The sequence below is a fragment of the Actinoplanes palleronii genome (assembly GCF_016862315.1).
Classification (GTDB): Bacteria; Actinomycetota; Actinomycetes; order Mycobacteriales; family Micromonosporaceae; genus Actinoplanes; species Actinoplanes palleronii.
In genome coordinates this window covers 36203-51996 of record NZ_BOMS01000128.1, presented here as the reverse complement: position 1 = coordinate 51996, position 15794 = coordinate 36203, and the positions used below count along the sequence as shown (strand labels likewise).

Below are 15794 nucleotides of genomic sequence, written 5' to 3'. Positions count from 1 at the left end.
CGGCGCGACCGAGCTATTCCGGTGACGCCACCGACGCATCGGCGGCGCCTGAGGCAAGGAGAACGTCGTGGCCGGACCGTCGACCGCACTGTCCCCGGTGATCGCCGCCAGCACCCACTGGCTGGCCCGGGCGTACCCCGGTGGGGAGTCGAACACGGTCGCACACACGCTCGCCGAGCTGCAGGCCCGGCAGGCCGTGACGGTCGCCGCCTGGCTGCGCTACCCGACCGAGATCGACGCCGCGCTGGTCGCCATCGCCGGGCCGGGCGGCTCCGCGGTGCTGGACTGGAAGGCCGGCAGCGAGCCGGAGGACGAGTTCGCCGAGGGTGAGGGCTGGCGCACCTGGGTCGACGAGGTCGTCGTCAGCTGGGCCGCGTGCCTGCTCGCCGACCCGATGCTGGCCCGCCGCGGTGTCGACTCGGTGATCGCCGCGATGCCGATCCCGGAGCCCCGGCCGCGGCCGCACTCGCGCCGCGCCGGCGGGCTGCCCACCGAGTTCCGCCGGCTGCTGCAGCCGGACGCCCGGGACCGGGAGGCCGCCACGCTGCTGCGTCATCCCGACCTGCTGGACCCGATCGCCGCCATGCACCGCGACACGCTGCTCTATCTGCTGGACGCTGAGGTCCCGTCGGACGGTCTCGCGCAGCTCGGCGGCAACCAGACCAGCTGAGCTTGCCGGCCTCGCTCCGCTCGGCAGGGATCGCGCTCAACCCTCTTCGTACGGTGCGCTGGGGCTCAGGCCCGCCGGACAGCGCGGGAAGCGGGTTGGAAGCCGCGCGGCCCGGCACCCTCGTCCTCCTGGGGTGCCGGGCCGCGCGGCCTTTTGTCTTTATGCCACGTCAGCTCTCGGCTTGTTTTTATGCCAGGTCAGCTCTCGGCTTGTCTTTATGCCACGTCAGCTCTCGGCCAGCCGGGGCGGGAAGCCGCCGGTGGCGAGCGGGCCCCAGGAGTCGATGGTCACCCGGATCAGGCACTTGCCCTGGTCGCGCATGGCCTGGCGGTATTCCTCCCAGTCGGAGTGCTCGCCGGAGATGCTGCGGAAATAGTCGACGAGCGGCTCGACGGCCTCCGGCAGCTCGATCACCTCGGCGGTGCCGTCGACCTGGACCCACGGCCCGTTCCACTCGTCGGAGAGCACGCAGAGCGTGACCTGCGGGTTGCGCCGCAGGTTGGCGACCTTGGCGCGCTCCGGATAGCTGGAGATCACGATCCGGCCCTCGGCGTCGACGCCACAGGTGTTCGGCGAGGACTGCGGGCGGCCGTCCCGGCGGACCGTCATCAGGATCGCGTGGTGCCGCGGGCGCAGGAACGCGACGAGCTCCTCGCGGCTCACCGTGGTGTTCGTGGCGATCGAGCGGGCCATCAGCCGGCCTGCCCGGCGGTCATCGTGTCCAGGGTGTGCGCCTGGCCGGCGGACACGGCCGCGCCGATGATGCCGGCGTTGTTCAGCAGGGTGGCCGCCACGATCGGGGTGCGCACCTCCAGGAGCGGGAAATACTTCTCCGACTTCTTGCTGACGCCGCCACCGATGATGAACAGCCGCGGGGCGAGCAGCATCTCCACGTGACGGAGATACTTACTGACCCGGTGAGCCCACTTCTCCCAGCTCAGGTCCTCGGACTCGCGGATCCGGTCGGAGGCCAGCAACTCGGCGTCCTTGCCGTCGATCTCCAGGTGGCCGAGCTCGGTGTTCGGCAGCAGCACGCCGTCGAGGAACAGCGCGGTGCCGATGCCGGTGCCCAGGGTCACCATCATGATCAGGCCGGACTGGTCGCGCCCGGCACCGAACGCCACCTCGGCCGCGCCGGCCGCGTCCGCGTCGTTGAGCACCGTCACCGGCTTGCCCAGCCGCTCGCGGAACAGCTCCGCGGCGGGCGCGTCGATCCAGGACTTGTGCACGTTGGCGGCGGTGCGGGTGACACCGTCGACGACCACGCCGGGGAAGGTCACGCCGACGCTGTCGAACCCCTCGAACTGGGCGGCCACCTCGGCGACCGCGTCCACCACGCTGTCCACGTCAGCGGGCTGCGGGGTGGGCACGCGAAACCGCTCGTCGAGCAGCTCGCCGCGCACCGTGTCGACCCGTGCTCCCTTGACGCCCGAGCCGCCGATGTCGATGCCGAGGATGGTCATCCGTTGTCTTCCCGTCTTCTTGCTGCTGGTCACTCTGCCGTGCTGTCTACCACGAGGGCCCGACAGCAAATCCTGCGCGCCCCTGCGGAAGAGCGGGTGACTCCCTAGGATGAATCCGCTCTGTAGATCCCGCATTCACGTAATGTCACTCATACTTTCGGCTAGGCAGGCCTAGGCTTGTCGGCTAGCGTTGCGTCTCAGAGGCACTGCACTTTCAGAACGGTCGCCGCGTGCGGGCACGGCTCTCTGCCCGCTGATGGAGGACCACCCATGACAGTCACCGAGCCGTATACCCCGCCGGCGCACCTCTCACCCGAGGCGACCGCCACCGAATTGCTGGCCGCGATGGCCGTCGCGCCGGCCGGCCGGGCCCGTGCCCGGCTGCGGGACCGGGCGATCGAGGCGTGGTTGCCTCTCGCCCGGCATCTGGCCAACCGGTACTCAGGCCGCGGTGAGCCCACCGACGACCTGGTGCAGACTGCCACCGTCGGCCTCATCAAAGCGGTCGACAAATTCGACCCGGAGCGCGGCGTCGACTTCGCCGGCTACGCGATCCCGACCATCATCGGCGAGATCAAGCGGCACTTCCGCGACCGCACCTGGTCGGTCCGGGTCCCGCGCCGCCTGCAGGAGCTCCGCCTCGCGATCACCGAGGCCAACGCCACGCTCACCCACAAGCTGGGCCGTTCCCCGCTGGTCCCGGACATCGCCCGCCACCTCGGCATCAGTGAGGACGACGTGCTGGAAGGCCTGGAAGGCGCCCGCGCCTACAACGCCACCAGCCTCTCCACCCCGATCAGCGCCGACGGCAGCACCGAGCTGGGCGACACCCTCGGCGGCGAGGACCACGAGTACGAACTCGCCGAGACCCGGGTCGCCCTCGGGCCGGCGCTGGCGTCCCTGGACGAGCGCGAGCAGAAGATCCTGACCCTGCGGTTCTACGGCAACCTGACCCAGTCGCAGATCGCCGACCAGATCGGCATCTCCCAGATGCACGTGTCGCGGTTGCTGACCAAGGCGCTCGGCAAGCTGCGCAGTCAGCTGGCGAACGAGCTCTGACCGGTCCCGGGCGGTGCGGGGGGTTCTCTCCGCACCGCTTGTGCTCGCGGTTTTCCCGGCGTTGCCGCGGTTGCTGCCCGGCCGGCTGGTGTCCAGCCGGTTGGTGTCTCGCCGGTTGGTGTTTCGCCGGCTGGTTGCTGGCAGTTGGGTGGCTGCGGGCGGCTGGGCGGCGGAGTCTGCCGGTGGCGGTCCGCTGCGCCGGTCGCGGTCCCGGGTGGGTGCTCGGTCCCGGGTGGTGGGTCCGGTGCGAGGTCATCGGGGGCAGCTTGCGTACGGGATACGCCGCGTTGCCGTCCCGTGGCCCGGCGCGGCATTCCCCGGCTGGTCCCCACGGTCGTCTCAAGCCCCAGCTGGTCCTCAGTGGTGCCTCAAGTCCGTTTTGACACCCCTCAGCACCAGCTGGGCGGTCTCGGGGCGGTCTCGGCTGGCGCTGAGGGGTGTCTCGGGTCCGTTTTGACAGCCCTGAGGACCAGCCGGGCGGTCTCGGCTGGCGTGGAGGGGTGTCTCGGGTCCGTTTTGTCGGCCGTGAGCACCAGCTGGGCGGTTGTGGCTGGCTCTTGCCGGGCTGTTGGGGACTTCGGCAGTCATTCGACCCGCTGGGTGAAGTCGCGGTGGTCGTGGCCGGGTCGGCTCCGCGCCGTAACTTCACACGGTCGGTGGTTTCGGCGGTTGTGTGGGGAGTTTGGGTGCGATCCGCGCCGTAACTTCACACGGTCGGTGGTTTCGGTCGCTGTGTGGGGAGTTTGGGTGCGGAGCGCGCCGTAACTTCACACGCTCACGGGGTGCGCCTCGCTTGGGCGGGTGGAGCCGGGCGCGGCTGTGGCGATCTTGGCCCAGCCGCAGGGCCCGCCCCTCCCTGGGGGCTCCCCCACAGACAGTGTGGCGGGGGAGGGGAGGGGTGGGGTGGTGTCCTGTGGATGGTGCCGGACTGTGGACGCCGCGCTTTTCGCCGCGCCCCCACCACCAGCGGTTTTCCGTGACCACCCGCGGGCGTCGCCCCGGAGGGCTTCGCGTTCTGGACGCGCCAGCGGCCAGCGAAGCCCGCAGGGGTCCCGGCGGGAGCGGCGGTCCGCACCCCAGCGGAGGCACGACATCCCGTTCTTGAATTTGATCTTGTTTGGGCGGTTACTCCGCGCCGCTGGCCTTCCAGTTCAGGCGGACCAGCAGGGCGCGGGCCTCGTCGGCCACGTCCGCGTCGGCGATGACCGCATACTGCGCGGCCTGCAGGGAGCTGCGGGAGCTGAAGTCGCGGCGGCCTCCGGTGGCGGCGTGGGCGATGGCGCCGAAGATCGCGCCCCAGACGCCGCCGACGATGACCGTGGTGAGGATGACCGCGAACCAGTTCGAGTCGCTGAACAGGCCGAACAGGACGCCGATGAACAGGCCGAACCAGGCGCCGCTGGCCGCGCCGGCCGCCGCGGCCCGGGCGGTGGTGAGGCGGCCCAGGACCGTCTCGACCAGGCGCAGGTCGGTGCCGACGATCGAGGTGCGCTCGACCGGGAACTTGTTGTCCGAGAGGTGGTCGACGGCCTGCTGGGCGAGTGGGTAGTCGGCGTAGGTGCCGACGACCACGGTGGGGCCGGTGTGGCCCTTCCGGCCGGGGGTCTGCGCGGGCAGCAGCGGAACGCCGGCCGGGCCGGGCGGGACCGTGCCGCCGGAAGTGCCCGGTGCGGCGGCGGCCGGCTCGTCGACGATCGGCGGGGTGCCGGTGGCCGCTGCGGAGGTGCCATCAGAAGCGGGGCTGGAAGCGGGTGTGGGGCTGGTCATGTGGTGCCTCCCTCGACAGGTCCGGGCAGCGGGTCACCCGCGGTGAGCCGGACCCAGAAATAGAACGTTCCGGCGACGGCGGCGACGATGCCCGCCACGCCGGTCAGGAACGCGAACCGGCCGGACACCAGGTCCGGCATGACGCGTTCGGACACGGCCAGCGTGGCCAGCCCGAAGAGGGCGGCCGCGGTGGAGATGGCGCCGACCAGGGTGAGCGGCAGGGTGGCCACCCGGGCCGGGGTGAACGAGGCGCGCGGGTTGCCGAAGCGGCGCAGCCGGATCACCCAGATGATCAGCGAGCCGCAGGCCAGCACGATCAGCAGGGCCGCGATGGTGTCGCTGGGGCGGTGCCACTCGGCCCAGACCGTCGCGACCGCGACGATCGTGACGTAGGTGGCGCCGAGCAGGCCCATGGCGCCGCGCAGTGCCCGCGGGAACGCCATGATCAGGATGAAGGCGACCGACGCGGCGGCCGCGGTGTGCCCGCTGGGGAACGAGTTGGACATCCCCGAGCCGTCCAGGTCGGGGCGGCCCAGGTGCGATTTGAGCTGCTGCACCGCGATGTTCGCGGAGATCACCAGCAGGACCACGCCGATCGCGAGGTCGAACCGCCGGCGCAGCGCGCCGACGATGACCGCGATCAGGCAGACCACGCCGAGGACGACCAGCTGGGTGGCGTTGAGCGTACGGCTGAGCACCTCGGTGAACTGCTCGTGGTGCACGTCGCCGCCGCGCATGGCGTTGGTGTCCACGGTCTGGCCCAGGCCGGTACGGATGAACACCTCGTACATCAGCGCGGCGCCGCCCGCTGCGAGCAGGGCGACGAGCAGCGGCGATATGGCGTGCCACCGGCTCGGGGTGGTCGAGCTGCCGCTCGGGGCCGTGGTGTCGCCGCGTGCCTGACGTGGTGCGACCACAGTCATCGCCACTCCTTGATCATCAACGCTCGGATGTGGTCACGGGCTTTCCCCGAAGCGCCGGTTTTCAAGCGCGTCGCGGGTCACATCCGCCTCACAGATCACAGCAACCTACTCGCACCCTGTTGCGCTCTTGCTACGCACCACCCGGACCGGATCTTCGTAGACGAACGACGACATCCGGACCGAAGGGGACCATCTTCATGAGGCACAGCTCCCGACGACTGCTCACCGGCGCACTGCTGGTGCTCGCCGCCGGGGCCGGGCTGGGCGCTGCCCCGTCGGCCGCGCAGGCAGCCGGCGTCTCCGCCGTCGTCGACGTGAACAGTCAGCTCAAGGTGCGGGCCACGCCGTCGCTGGCGTCCGCGGTGAAGGGCACCCTGCACGACGGCCAGAAGATCACCGTGGTCTGCTCGGTCACCGGCCAGAACGTGCGCGGCAAGCTGCGCACCACGACCGCCTGGGACAAGCTGAGCAGCGGGTACTACGTGTCGCACTCGTACATCACCAGCGCGCGGAGCATCCCGTCGTGTTCCGGGACGCCGGCCGCCGAGAAGGTCAGGACCAAACCCAGGACCCAGGATCCGGGGTACGTCGTGGCCAGGGTGAAGACGGCCGACGGCGGCGTGAACGTGCGTACCGCGCCGTCGACGCGGGGCGCCTCGGTGCGCAAGGTGCTGAACGGGGCGGCGGTGCAGCTGGTCTGCGCCGTGCCCGGCACCTCGGTGCGGGGGACCGTCCGGACCACGAGCCAGTGGGACCGGTTGACCGACGGGATGTACGTGTCGCACGCGTACGTCGTCGCGGCCACCCTGAAGGCCTGCGCGACCGCACCCGCCACCACGCCCGCCACCACCGCACCGGCCCTGACGCCGGCCCAGTTCATCGCGGCGGCGGTACCCGGCGCGCAGCTCGGCTGGCGCCAGTACGGCGTCCCGCCGTCGGTCACCATCGCCCAGGCCGTGCTGGAGTCCGGCTGGGGCCGGAGCGGGCTGGCCTCGGTCGACAAGAACTACTTCGGGATCAAGTGCCAGAGCGGCGGGTACGGGACGATCGCCAGCGGCTGCCACGTCTACCAGACCACCGAGTGCGACAAGACCGGCAAGTGCTTCGCCACCGCGGACGCGTTCCGGACCTACGCGAGCATGACCCACTCGTTCCGCGACCACGGCAACTTCCTGAAGGTCAACAAGCGGTACACCCCGGCGTTCGTCTACACCAAGGACGCCAACAACTTCATCTGGCAGGTGTGGAAGGCCGGCTACGCCACCGACCCGAACTACTACACCAAGGTCACCGGGATCATGGCGACCTACAACCTTTATCAGTACGACACCTGGAAATAGCCCCGCCGCGCCCCCATTGGCCGAAGTCAGGCCGACGGGGGCGTTGTGCGGCTTACGCTCCTCATGGTGGAGCGAGGGGTGACTGCGGGACGGGTCCGGAGCCGATGGACCGGCTCGGCGCTGGCGGCCGCCGTCGTGCTCGGCGGTGTGCTCGCCACCCTGTTCGTGGTGGCCGGGCTGCGCACCGCGCAACACGACGGCAGCCAGCGGGTGATGGACCAGCGCGCGCAGATGGCCCTCGCCGCGGTCCGCGCCGAGACCGACCGGTACCGCACCCTGCTCGAGACCACGGCCGCCGGGATCGCCGCCGGTGACGAGCTGAACTGGGCGGACTTCGACCTGGCCAGTGCGCCGCTGGCGTCCGCCGGGCTGATCGGGGCGGTCGCCGTCGCGTACGTCGTGCCGGTCACCACCGCGCAGATCCCGGCCGCCCAGGCGCACTGGCGCGCGGCCGGCACCACCGACCTGACCCTGCGTCCCGAGCCCGGCCGCGACGACCACTACTTCCCGGTCTTCACCCGGCTGCTGAACGAGCAGGACGGCGCCGGCCGGACCGGAACCGACCTGAGCGGGGTGCCCCAGCCGGCCGCCGCGCTGCGGGCCGCCGAGGAGACCATGCGCCCCACGGTCTCCGACACGTACGTCCTGGTCCGTGACCGCGGCCTGCCCGCGGGCCGGCAGCAGCAGTCGTTCGTCTTCGCCGCGCCGGTCTGGACCCGGGCCAACGACCCGGTGTTCCGCGGCTGGGTGGTCCTCGGCCTGCGCGGCGGCGACTTCCTGGCCGGGGTGCTGGACACGGTCAGCCAGGGCCAGCTGGACGGCAGCCTGGTCGCGGTCAACAGCGACGGCAGCCGCGCCGAGGTGGCCCGGCTCAGCGTCCCCGGCGATCCGGACCTGAGCCGGGTGGATCCGGTCCCGGTCGCCGACCACGTCTGGGAGCTCGGCCTGCGCGCCGACTCGGCACGGCTGCCCGGCGCCGGGAGCCGGTTGCCGGTCATCGTGCTGACCGGCGGGCTGATCCTCACCGGCCTGCTGGGCTGGCTGGTCCTGGTGCTGGCCACCGGCCGGGCCCGGGCCCGCGCCCGGGTCGAGCAGGCCACCGCCGAGCTGCGCGCCGCCGAGGTGGAGAGCCGCAAACAGGCCGGGCTGCTCGGCGCGATCATGACGACCCTCGGTGACGGGGTCAGCGTCGTCGACGGCGACGGCCGGGTGCTGCTGGAGAACCCGGCGGCCAGGCGGCTGATGGGCGTGGACGACGTCGGCGGCCACCCGGAGACCTGGCAGGAGCACTACGGCGCGTACCGGGCGGACGGGGTCACCCCGATGCCGCTGGAGGAGATGCCGCTGATCCGGGCGCTGCACGGCGAGCAGACCGACGGGGTCGAGGTGTTCATCCGCAACGCCGGGCGCCCGGACGGGGTGCTGCTCAGCGTCGACGGGCGGCCGCTGGACCCGAGCGCCGGGCTGCGCGGCGCGGTCGCGGTCTCCCGGGACATCACCGACCTGCGCCGGTACGAGAAGGACCTGGCGATCTTCGCGGGTGTGGTGGCGCACGACCTGAAGGCACCCCTGGCCATCGTGCGCGGGCACTGCGAGCTGGCCATCGAGGACCCCGGTGACGAGCAGGAGCTGCGGTACTCGCTGAGCCGGATCATCCGGTCGGTGGACCGGATGGACACGCTGATCGAGACGCTGCTGGCGTACAGCACCGCGCGGGACGCGCCGCTGCGGATCGGCGACGTCGCGCTGGAGCCGCTGATCCGGGAGGTGCTGCAGGAGCGGGCCGCGGCGCTGCGCGGCAGCGGGCCGGAACCCGAGTGGTCGGTCGAGCCGCTGCCCGCGGTCCGGGCCGACCCGGCGATGCTCCGGCACGTGCTGGACAACCTGATCGGCAACGCCTTCAAGTACGTCCGGCCGGGCGCCGTGCCGCGCGCGACCGTCACGTCCGGCGTGGCGGCGCCGGGCTGGGCGCAGATCGAGGTCAGTGACGCCGGGATCGGCATCCCGGACCCGGACAAGGCCCGGATCTTCGAGTCGTTCCATCGGGCGCAGGGGTCGGCCGCCTATGCCGGCACCGGCCTGGGCCTGGCCATCTGCCAGCGGATCGTGGACCGGCACGGCGGCGAGATCGGCGTCGAGGACAACCCCGGCGGGGGCACCCGCTTCCACTTCACCCTGCCGGCCGCGGCCGTCGGAGAGGACGACACGATGAACCACATTCCGGCCGAACCCGTCGGGGACGAGGACGCCGAGGTCCGCGCCGCGCTGGACCGGGCCCTGGCCGAGCGGGCCGCGGTCCTGGACAGCCGGCTGCCCGGGATGGGCGCGCTGCCGTCCGCCGCGCCGTCGTCGCACGACCCGGCGGCGGCCCGCCTGCACGCCCCGGTGCCCGACCATCAGCACCAGGACTGACCAGCACCCGGGTTGACCGGCACCCGGGCTGACCGGCACCCCTATCCGCTGACACCGTCCTTGGCGGTCTGTGGCAGCAGCGCCGCCACCAGGGCCAGCAGCTGCGCCGGCACGAACGGCTTGAGCAGTGTCGCCGACGCACCCGCGTCGCTGGCTTGCTTGTCCCCGGGCATCAGCGACCCGCTGGCCACCACCACCGGGATGTGCCGCAGGTCGTCGTCCGCCCGGATCGCCCGGCACAGGTCCAGCCCGGTCATCTGCGGCATGTCGACGTCGGTGACCACCAGATCCGGCCGATGCTCCCGGATCGCCTCCAGGGCCGCCGCTCCGTCCGCGGCCACCACCACCCGGTGCCCGGCCCGCTCCAAAGAGCGTTTGAGCACGTACCGGATGTCGTCGTGGTCCTCTGCGACAACGATCACCCTCGACCTCGATTCGGTTACTCGGTATCCCGTCATCCGGGATATCGATCCAGGGCGCCCCGGGGAAACGGGATGTCACCGGCCGCGTCGGCCGGTGCGAAAGGGCTGAACGGGGGAGGCCTCCGGCTTGACCGGCGGGCCCGCCGCCCCGACAGTGAGGCGGGTGAATTCAGATCATCAGGATCCCGGTACCGCGCCCGACGCGACCGCCGAGCCGGCCACCGAGACCCCGACCGGACGAAAGGGGCGCTTCCGGCGACGGCCGGGATGGCAGAAAGCCCTGATCGTGCTCTCGGTGCTGCTGGTGGTCGTTGTCTCCGGCGTGGTCGGTGGCGGGTACCTGCTGGTCAGCCGGTACTCCGGCAAGGTGGACCGGGCCGCGCTGCTGCCGTCCGCCCCGGCCGGGGAGGCCGAGCAGAGCAAGGAGAACTGGGATTCCGGCGCGCTGAACCTGCTGATGCTCGGCTCCGACTCGCGGGCCATCGAGCCCGGCGGGACCAGCCCGATCGGCGAACGGTCGGACACCATCATGCTGGTGCACATCGCCAAGAGCCGGGACAAGGCGACGATCGTCTCGATCCCGCGGGACAGCTACGTCGACGTGCCGGCCGGCGGGAGCTGGAAGGGCGGCAAGAACAAGATCAACGCGGCGTTCGCGTTCGGCGGGGCGGCGCTCACCGCCGCCACCGTACGCAAGCTCACCGGCGTCCCGCTGGACGGCGCGATGATCGCGAACTTCGCCAGCATCGTGGACCTGGTCGACGCGGTGGACGGGGTCAACGTCTGCGTCCCGTACGACGTGAAGTCCACGTTCTCGGCCCGGGAGTGGAAGCAGGGCTGCCACGACATGGACGGTGACGTCGCCGAGGAGTTCATGCGGCAGCGCTACAACGTGCCCGGCGGCGACTTCGGCCGGATCCGCAACCAGCAGCTCGTGGTCAAGGCGGTGATCGCCAAGGTGGCCAAGAACAACATGCTGTTCAAGCCGCTCGCCCTGGACTCGCTGCTCGGCATCGCGGCCGACTCGCTGACCGTCGACGAGAACCTCGACCTGCGTGACCTGACCCTGGCGGTGCGCGACATCCGTCCGGCGAACATCACGTTCGCGACCGTGCCGTACGCCTCGTCGAACCTCAAGACGCCGGCCGGCTCCGCGGTGGATCTCGACTACGACGCCTCGACCGCGATGTTCGCCGCGATCAAGAACGACACCATCGATCAGTGGCTGCTGGCGAACCCGGACAGCACGGCCAGCAACTGACCGGGCCGAGGGCGGCGTTAATCACCAGGCGTTCCGCTGCGGATCCGCCTATTCTTGTCGCGCCATGTCGATAACGCCTCCTCCCGCTCCGGCTCCCGCGCACGAGCTTCGCGACCGGATCTCCCAGCTCCTGCCCCGTGACGAACACCGGCTCCGGCGCCGCCTCGACGGGACCAGGCGGATCCGCGAGGACACCGCCCGGTCTGCGGCGATCGCCGAGATCGCCGCCGAGGTGGACCGGGCGCAGTCGCGCCTGGCCAGCCGGATCGCCGGCGTGCCCCCGATCACCTATCCGCCGCTGCTGCCGGTCAGCGCCCGCAAGGACGACATCGCCGCGGCGATCCGCGACCACCAGGTGGTGGTCGTGGCCGGCGAGACCGGCTCCGGCAAGACCACCCAGATCCCCAAGATCTGTCTGGAGCTGGGCCGGGGCGTCCGCGGTCAGATCGGGCACACCCAGCCGCGCCGGATCGCGGCCCGGACCGTCGCCGAGCGGATCGCCGAGGAGCTCGACCGGCCGCTCGGCAAGACGGTCGGCTACAAGGTCCGGTTCACCGACCAGGTGAGCGAGGACACCCTGGTCAAGGTGATGACCGACGGCATCCTGCTGGCCGAGATCCAGACCGACCGGATGCTCTGGCGGTACGACACGCTGATCATCGACGAGGCCCACGAGCGCAGCCTCAACATCGACTTCATCCTGGGCTACCTGCGCGAGCTGCTCCCGAAGCGGCCCGACCTCAAGCTCGTGATCACCTCGGCGACCATCGAGACGCAGCGGTTCGCCGAGCACTTCGCCGACGCGAACGGGAAACCGGCGCCGGTGATCGAGGTGTCCGGGCGCACGTTCCCGGTCGAGGTCCGGTACCGCCCGCTGGTCACCACGACCGTGCTCGACGACGAGGAACTGCGCGAGGAGCCGATCGACCAGCTCGAGGGGATCAGCGCGGCCGTCGACGAGCTGCCGACCGACGGCGACATCCTGGTCTTCCTCTCCGGCGAGCGCGACATCCGGGACGCCGCGGAGGCGCTGAACAAGAAGAACCTGCGCAACACCGAGGTGGTCCCGCTCTACGGCCGGCTCTCCGCGGCCGAGCAGCACAAGGTCTTCGAACGCCACACCGGCCGCCGGATCGTGCTGGCCACCAACGTCGCCGAGACCTCGCTGACGGTGCCCGGCATCCGCTACGTGATCGACCCGGGCACCGCCCGGATCAGCCGGTACTCCAGCCGGCTCAAGGTGCAGCGGCTGCCGATCGAGGCGGTCTCGCAGGCCAGCGCGAACCAGCGCAAGGGCCGCTGCGGGCGCACCTCGGACGGCATCTGCATCCGGCTGTACTCGGAGGAGGACTTCGCCGGGCGCCCGGAGTTCACCGAGCCGGAGATCCTGCGGACCAACCTGGCCTCGGTCATCCTGCAGATGACCAACCTGGGCCTCGGTGACCTGGCCAAGTTCCCGTTCATCGACCCGCCGGACAAGCGCAACGTCAACGACGGCGTGAAGCTGCTCGAGGAACTCGGCGCGCTCGAGGACCGCAAGCTCACCCCGATGGGCCGCCAGCTGGCCCAGCTGCCGGTCGACCCGCGGCTGGCCCGGATGGTGATCGAGGCCGGCAAGCAGGAGTGCGTCGCCGAGGTGATGGTGATCGCGGCCGCGCTGTCGCTGCAGGACCCGCGGGAGCGGCCGGCCGAGAAGCAGCAGCAGGCCGACGAGAAGCACGCCCGGTTCACCGACAAGGAATCGGACTTCTTCAGCTACCTCAACCTGTGGCGCTATCTGCGCGAGCAGCAGCAGGAGCTCTCCGGCAACCAGTTCCGCCGGATGTGCAAGTCGGAGTTCCTGAACTACCTGCGGATCCGGGAATGGCAGGACATCTATGCCCAGCTGCGGCAGGTCGTCCGTACCCTCGATCTGCCCTTCCAGGAGAACTGGGAAGCCGGAGTCGCGCCGCAACCGGTGCACACCGCCCTCCTCGCGGGTCTGCTCAGCCACCTCGGGCTCAAGGACACCGACAAACGTGAATACCTGGGCGCCCGCGGCGCGAAGTTCGCGATCTTCCCGGGCTCGGCGTTGTTCAAGAAGCAGCCACGCTGGGTGATGTCGGCCGAGCTGGTCGAGACCAGCCGCCTGTGGGGCCGGGTGAACGCCCGGATCGAGCCGGAGTGGGCCGAAAAACTCGCCCCCCACCTGGTCAAACACTCCTACAGCGAACCGCACTGGGACCGCAGGCTGGGCGCCGTGATGGCGTTCGAGAAGGTCACCCTGTACGGCCTGCCGATCATCCCGCGCCGCCGCGTCGGTTACGGAAAGGTCGACCCGGAGGCGGCCCGTGACCTGTTCATCCGGCACGCCCTGGTCGAGGGTGACTGGGAGACGCACCACCCGTTCTTCGCTGCCAACCAGCGCCTGCTGAAGCAGATCACCGAGATCGAGAATCGCGCGCGACGCCGGGACATCGCCGTCGACGACGAGACGGTGTATGCGCTCTATGACGCGCGCATCCCGGCTGAAGTGGTGTCCTCCCGCCATTTCGACGGCTGGTGGAAAAAGGCCAAGCACGACAATCCGCAGTTCTTGCATTTCACCCGCGATGACGTGGTCAACGCGGGCCGCGACACCGTCGACCCGAACGCGTTCCCGGACGCCTGGATGTCGGCGGGCGTCAAACTGCCGCTGATCTACGAGTTCGAGCCGACCTCGCACGCCGACGGCGTCACCGTGAAGGTGCCGCTCGACCTGATCAACAAGATCGACGCGGACGACTTCGGCTGGTCGGTGCCCGGATTCCGCAAGGACGTGGTCGTCGCGCTGATCCGGGCCCTGCCCAAGGCGCTGCGCACCAGCTTCGTCCCGGTGCCGGACTGGGCCGAGGCGGCCCTCGACCGGGCACCGGTCCGGCGCGGCCCGCTGCCCGACGCGATCGGCGCCGAGCTGCGCCGGCTCACCGGCACCGTGGTGCCCCGCGACGCCTGGCGCCCCGACCAGGTCCCGGACCACCTGCGGATGAACTTCCGGGTGATCAACGAGCACGGCGAGGTGGTCGCCGAGGGCCGCGACATCGAGGTGCTCCGGCGCCAGTTGGCACCCAAGGTGCAGGCCACCATCTCCCGCGCGGCCGGCAACCTGGAACGCACCGGGATCACCACGAACGACTTCGGCGCCCTGCCGCGCCGGGTCGCGCAGACCCGCGGCGGCTACCAGGTCAACGTCTGGCCGGCCCTGGTCGACGAGGGCGCCAGCATCGGCGTCAAGGTGTTCGAGACCGAGGCCGAGCAGCAGGTCGCGATGCGAGCCGGCACCCGGCGGTTGCTGCTGCTCACGCTGCCGCCGGCCGCCCGGTTCCTGCAGGGCCGGCTGGACAACCGGGCGAAGCTGGAGCTGTCCCGGTCGAACCCGTACCGGTCGATCGCCGACCTGCTCGACGACTGCGCCGGCGCGGCGGTGGACAAGCTGGTCGCGGACGCCGGCGGGCCGGTCTGGTCGTCGGTGGAGTTCGCGTCGCTGCGCGACACGGTCCGGGAGGACCTCGTCGACGCGGTGGCCAACGTGGTCACCCAGGTCCAGGCCGTGCTCTCCTCCGCGTACGACGTGGAGCAGCGACTGCGGGTCGTCAAGGACCCGGCGCTGCTGCCCGCGCTCGCCGACATCCGTGGCCAGCTCAAGGGGCTCGTCTACCAGGGGTTCGTGACCGAGACCGGGTGGCGTCAGCTGCACCACCTGCCGCGGTACCTGCGCGGCATCGTGCACCGGCTGGACCGGCTCGCGGCCGGCGCCGGGCGGGACCGGCAGCTGACCACGCAATTCCACGAGATCGAGACGGAGTACCGCGAGCTGAAGGCCGAGGCACCGGTCGGCGGGCCGGCCTCGGAGGGGTTGCGGGAGATCCGCTGGATGCTCGAGGAGTTGCGGATCAACTTCTTCGCGCAGGCGCTGGGGACCGCGTACCCGGTCTCTGACAAGCGCATATTCAAGGCCATGGACGCGCTGCCGCTCTAGCCCGGCGGGCCGTTCAGGTGCAGCTCGGTGCGCCTGTGGTGCCGTTCGGTCACGTCCCTGTCGTGACCGGGCGGCACCCCATAACGTCTCTCCCATGACGAACGAGAGCATCGCCTTCGCCCCGATCGCCGCCCCGATCGCCACCGTTTCCGCCGACGCGTACCTCGACGAGATGATGGCCCGGGTGGGCGTGGACGGCCTCACCGCCGCGTTCGCCGAGCCGGGTCTGCTCGCCACCGTCGACCAGCACGCGGCCGCGATCCGGGAGTCGCTGCACGACGCGGACCGGGCGATCGACGCCGAGGGGCTGGCGGCGTACGCCCGCAGCATCGCCTTCGCCGCGGTCCGGATGCGCCGTCCGCTGCCCGCCGCGGGCGAGGCTCCGATGACGGTGGCCGAATGGACCAACGCCGGTTGGCCGCTCCTGCGACTGGTTGCTGTGTGCCAGATCGCCGTGTCCGCGGGTCTTCTCTGACCCGT

12 protein-coding genes are annotated in these 15794 nt (G+C 71.1%); 7 read left to right on the top strand and 5 right to left on the bottom strand.

The features are described from left to right. Positions 1-67 precede the first annotated feature (67 nt). On the top strand, positions 68-670 hold the full coding sequence (locus Apa02nite_RS38165) for a hypothetical protein (protein WP_067696284.1): 603 nt from the start codon (positions 68-70) through the stop codon (positions 668-670). 225 nt (positions 671-895) lie between these two features. On the opposite strand, the gene Apa02nite_RS38160 is transcribed toward Apa02nite_RS38165, so the two are convergent. Together Apa02nite_RS38160 and ppgK are read right to left on the bottom strand one after the other, a co-directional pair. Further along, entirely contained in the window at positions 896-1363 is a 468-nt protein-coding gene (locus Apa02nite_RS38160) for a PPOX class F420-dependent oxidoreductase (protein WP_067696281.1), read from the bottom strand. Further along, complete coding sequence (gene ppgK, locus Apa02nite_RS38155) at positions 1363-2133, bottom strand: polyphosphate--glucose phosphotransferase (RefSeq protein WP_203829382.1); 771 nt, start codon at positions 2131-2133, stop codon at positions 1363-1365. Before ppgK ends, Apa02nite_RS38160 begins: the two co-directional genes overlap by 1 nt. Before the next feature lie 270 nt (positions 2134-2403). Here ppgK and Apa02nite_RS38150 point away from each other — a divergent pair, with 270 nt between their 5' ends. Then, positions 2404-3192: an RNA polymerase sigma factor SigF gene (locus Apa02nite_RS38150; RefSeq protein WP_203829381.1), complete on the top strand. Its 789-nt coding sequence runs from the start codon at positions 2404-2406 to the stop codon at positions 3190-3192. Positions 3193-4317: 1125 nt separating this feature from the next. Here Apa02nite_RS38150 and Apa02nite_RS38145 read toward each other — a convergent pair. Together Apa02nite_RS38145 and Apa02nite_RS38140 are read right to left on the bottom strand one after the other, a co-directional pair. Next, positions 4318-4959, bottom strand: coding sequence for a YflT domain-containing protein (locus Apa02nite_RS38145; RefSeq protein ID WP_239164827.1), 642 nt, complete (start codon positions 4957-4959; stop codon positions 4318-4320). After that, positions 4956-5882, bottom strand: coding sequence for a phosphatase PAP2 family protein (locus Apa02nite_RS38140; RefSeq protein ID WP_067696534.1), 927 nt, complete (start codon positions 5880-5882; stop codon positions 4956-4958). Before Apa02nite_RS38140 ends, Apa02nite_RS38145 begins: the two co-directional genes overlap by 4 nt. 197 nt (positions 5883-6079) lie before the next feature. On the opposite strand from Apa02nite_RS38140, the gene gsmA reads away from it, so the two are divergent. Both gsmA and Apa02nite_RS38130 read left to right on the top strand, forming a co-directional pair. Continuing rightward, complete coding sequence (gene gsmA, locus Apa02nite_RS38135; RefSeq protein ID WP_203829380.1) at positions 6080-7222, top strand: sporangiospore maturation cell wall hydrolase GsmA; 1143 nt, start codon at positions 6080-6082, stop codon at positions 7220-7222. Between the two features lie 78 nt (positions 7223-7300). Then, positions 7301-9634: an ATP-binding protein gene (locus Apa02nite_RS38130; protein ID WP_239164826.1), complete on the top strand. Its 2334-nt coding sequence runs from the start codon at positions 7301-7303 to the stop codon at positions 9632-9634. 41 nt (positions 9635-9675) lie between these two features. On the opposite strand, the gene Apa02nite_RS38125 is transcribed toward Apa02nite_RS38130, so the two are convergent. Next, positions 9676-10056, bottom strand: coding sequence for a response regulator (locus Apa02nite_RS38125; protein ID WP_083971723.1), 381 nt, complete (start codon positions 10054-10056; stop codon positions 9676-9678). A gap of 163 nt (positions 10057-10219) precedes the next feature. On the opposite strand from Apa02nite_RS38125, the gene Apa02nite_RS38120 reads away from it, so the two are divergent. From Apa02nite_RS38120 to Apa02nite_RS38110, 3 genes are all read left to right on the top strand, one after another. Next, positions 10220-11317, top strand: coding sequence for an LCP family protein (locus Apa02nite_RS38120; RefSeq protein WP_203829378.1), 1098 nt, complete (start codon positions 10220-10222; stop codon positions 11315-11317). Between the two features lie 64 nt (positions 11318-11381). Further along, the gene (gene hrpA / locus Apa02nite_RS38115; protein WP_203829377.1) at positions 11382-15314 is read left to right on the top strand and encodes an ATP-dependent RNA helicase HrpA; all 3933 of its coding nucleotides are present in this window, start codon (positions 11382-11384) and stop codon (positions 15312-15314) included. A 94-nt stretch (positions 15315-15408) separates the two neighbouring features. After that, entirely contained in the window at positions 15409-15789 is a 381-nt protein-coding gene (locus tag Apa02nite_RS38110) for a DUF6401 family natural product biosynthesis protein (RefSeq protein ID WP_203829376.1), read from the top strand. The last annotated feature ends 5 nt before the right edge of the window (positions 15790-15794 follow it).

Excerpts from the sequence above, each read along its gene's own strand:
- gsmA (WP_203829380.1), top strand. The coding sequence starts at position 6,080 with ATGAGGCACAGCTCCCGACGACTGCTCACCGGCGCACTGCTGGTGCTC.
- ppgK (WP_203829382.1), bottom strand. The coding sequence starts at position 2,133 with ATGACCATCCTCGGCATCGACATCGGCGGCTCGGGCGTCAAGGGAGCA.
- hrpA (WP_203829377.1), top strand. The coding sequence starts at position 11,382 with ATGTCGATAACGCCTCCTCCCGCTCCGGCTCCCGCGCACGAGCTTCGC.
- Apa02nite_RS38160 (WP_067696281.1), bottom strand. The coding sequence starts at position 1,363 with ATGGCCCGCTCGATCGCCACGAACACCACGGTGAGCCGCGAGGAGCTC.
- Apa02nite_RS38140 (WP_067696534.1), bottom strand. The coding sequence starts at position 5,882 with ATGACTGTGGTCGCACCACGTCAGGCACGCGGCGACACCACGGCCCCG.
- Apa02nite_RS38110 (WP_203829376.1), top strand. The coding sequence starts at position 15,409 with ATGACGAACGAGAGCATCGCCTTCGCCCCGATCGCCGCCCCGATCGCC.
- Apa02nite_RS38150 (WP_203829381.1), top strand. The coding sequence starts at position 2,404 with ATGACAGTCACCGAGCCGTATACCCCGCCGGCGCACCTCTCACCCGAG.
- Apa02nite_RS38145 (WP_239164827.1), bottom strand. The coding sequence starts at position 4,959 with ATGACCAGCCCCACACCCGCTTCCAGCCCCGCTTCTGATGGCACCTCC.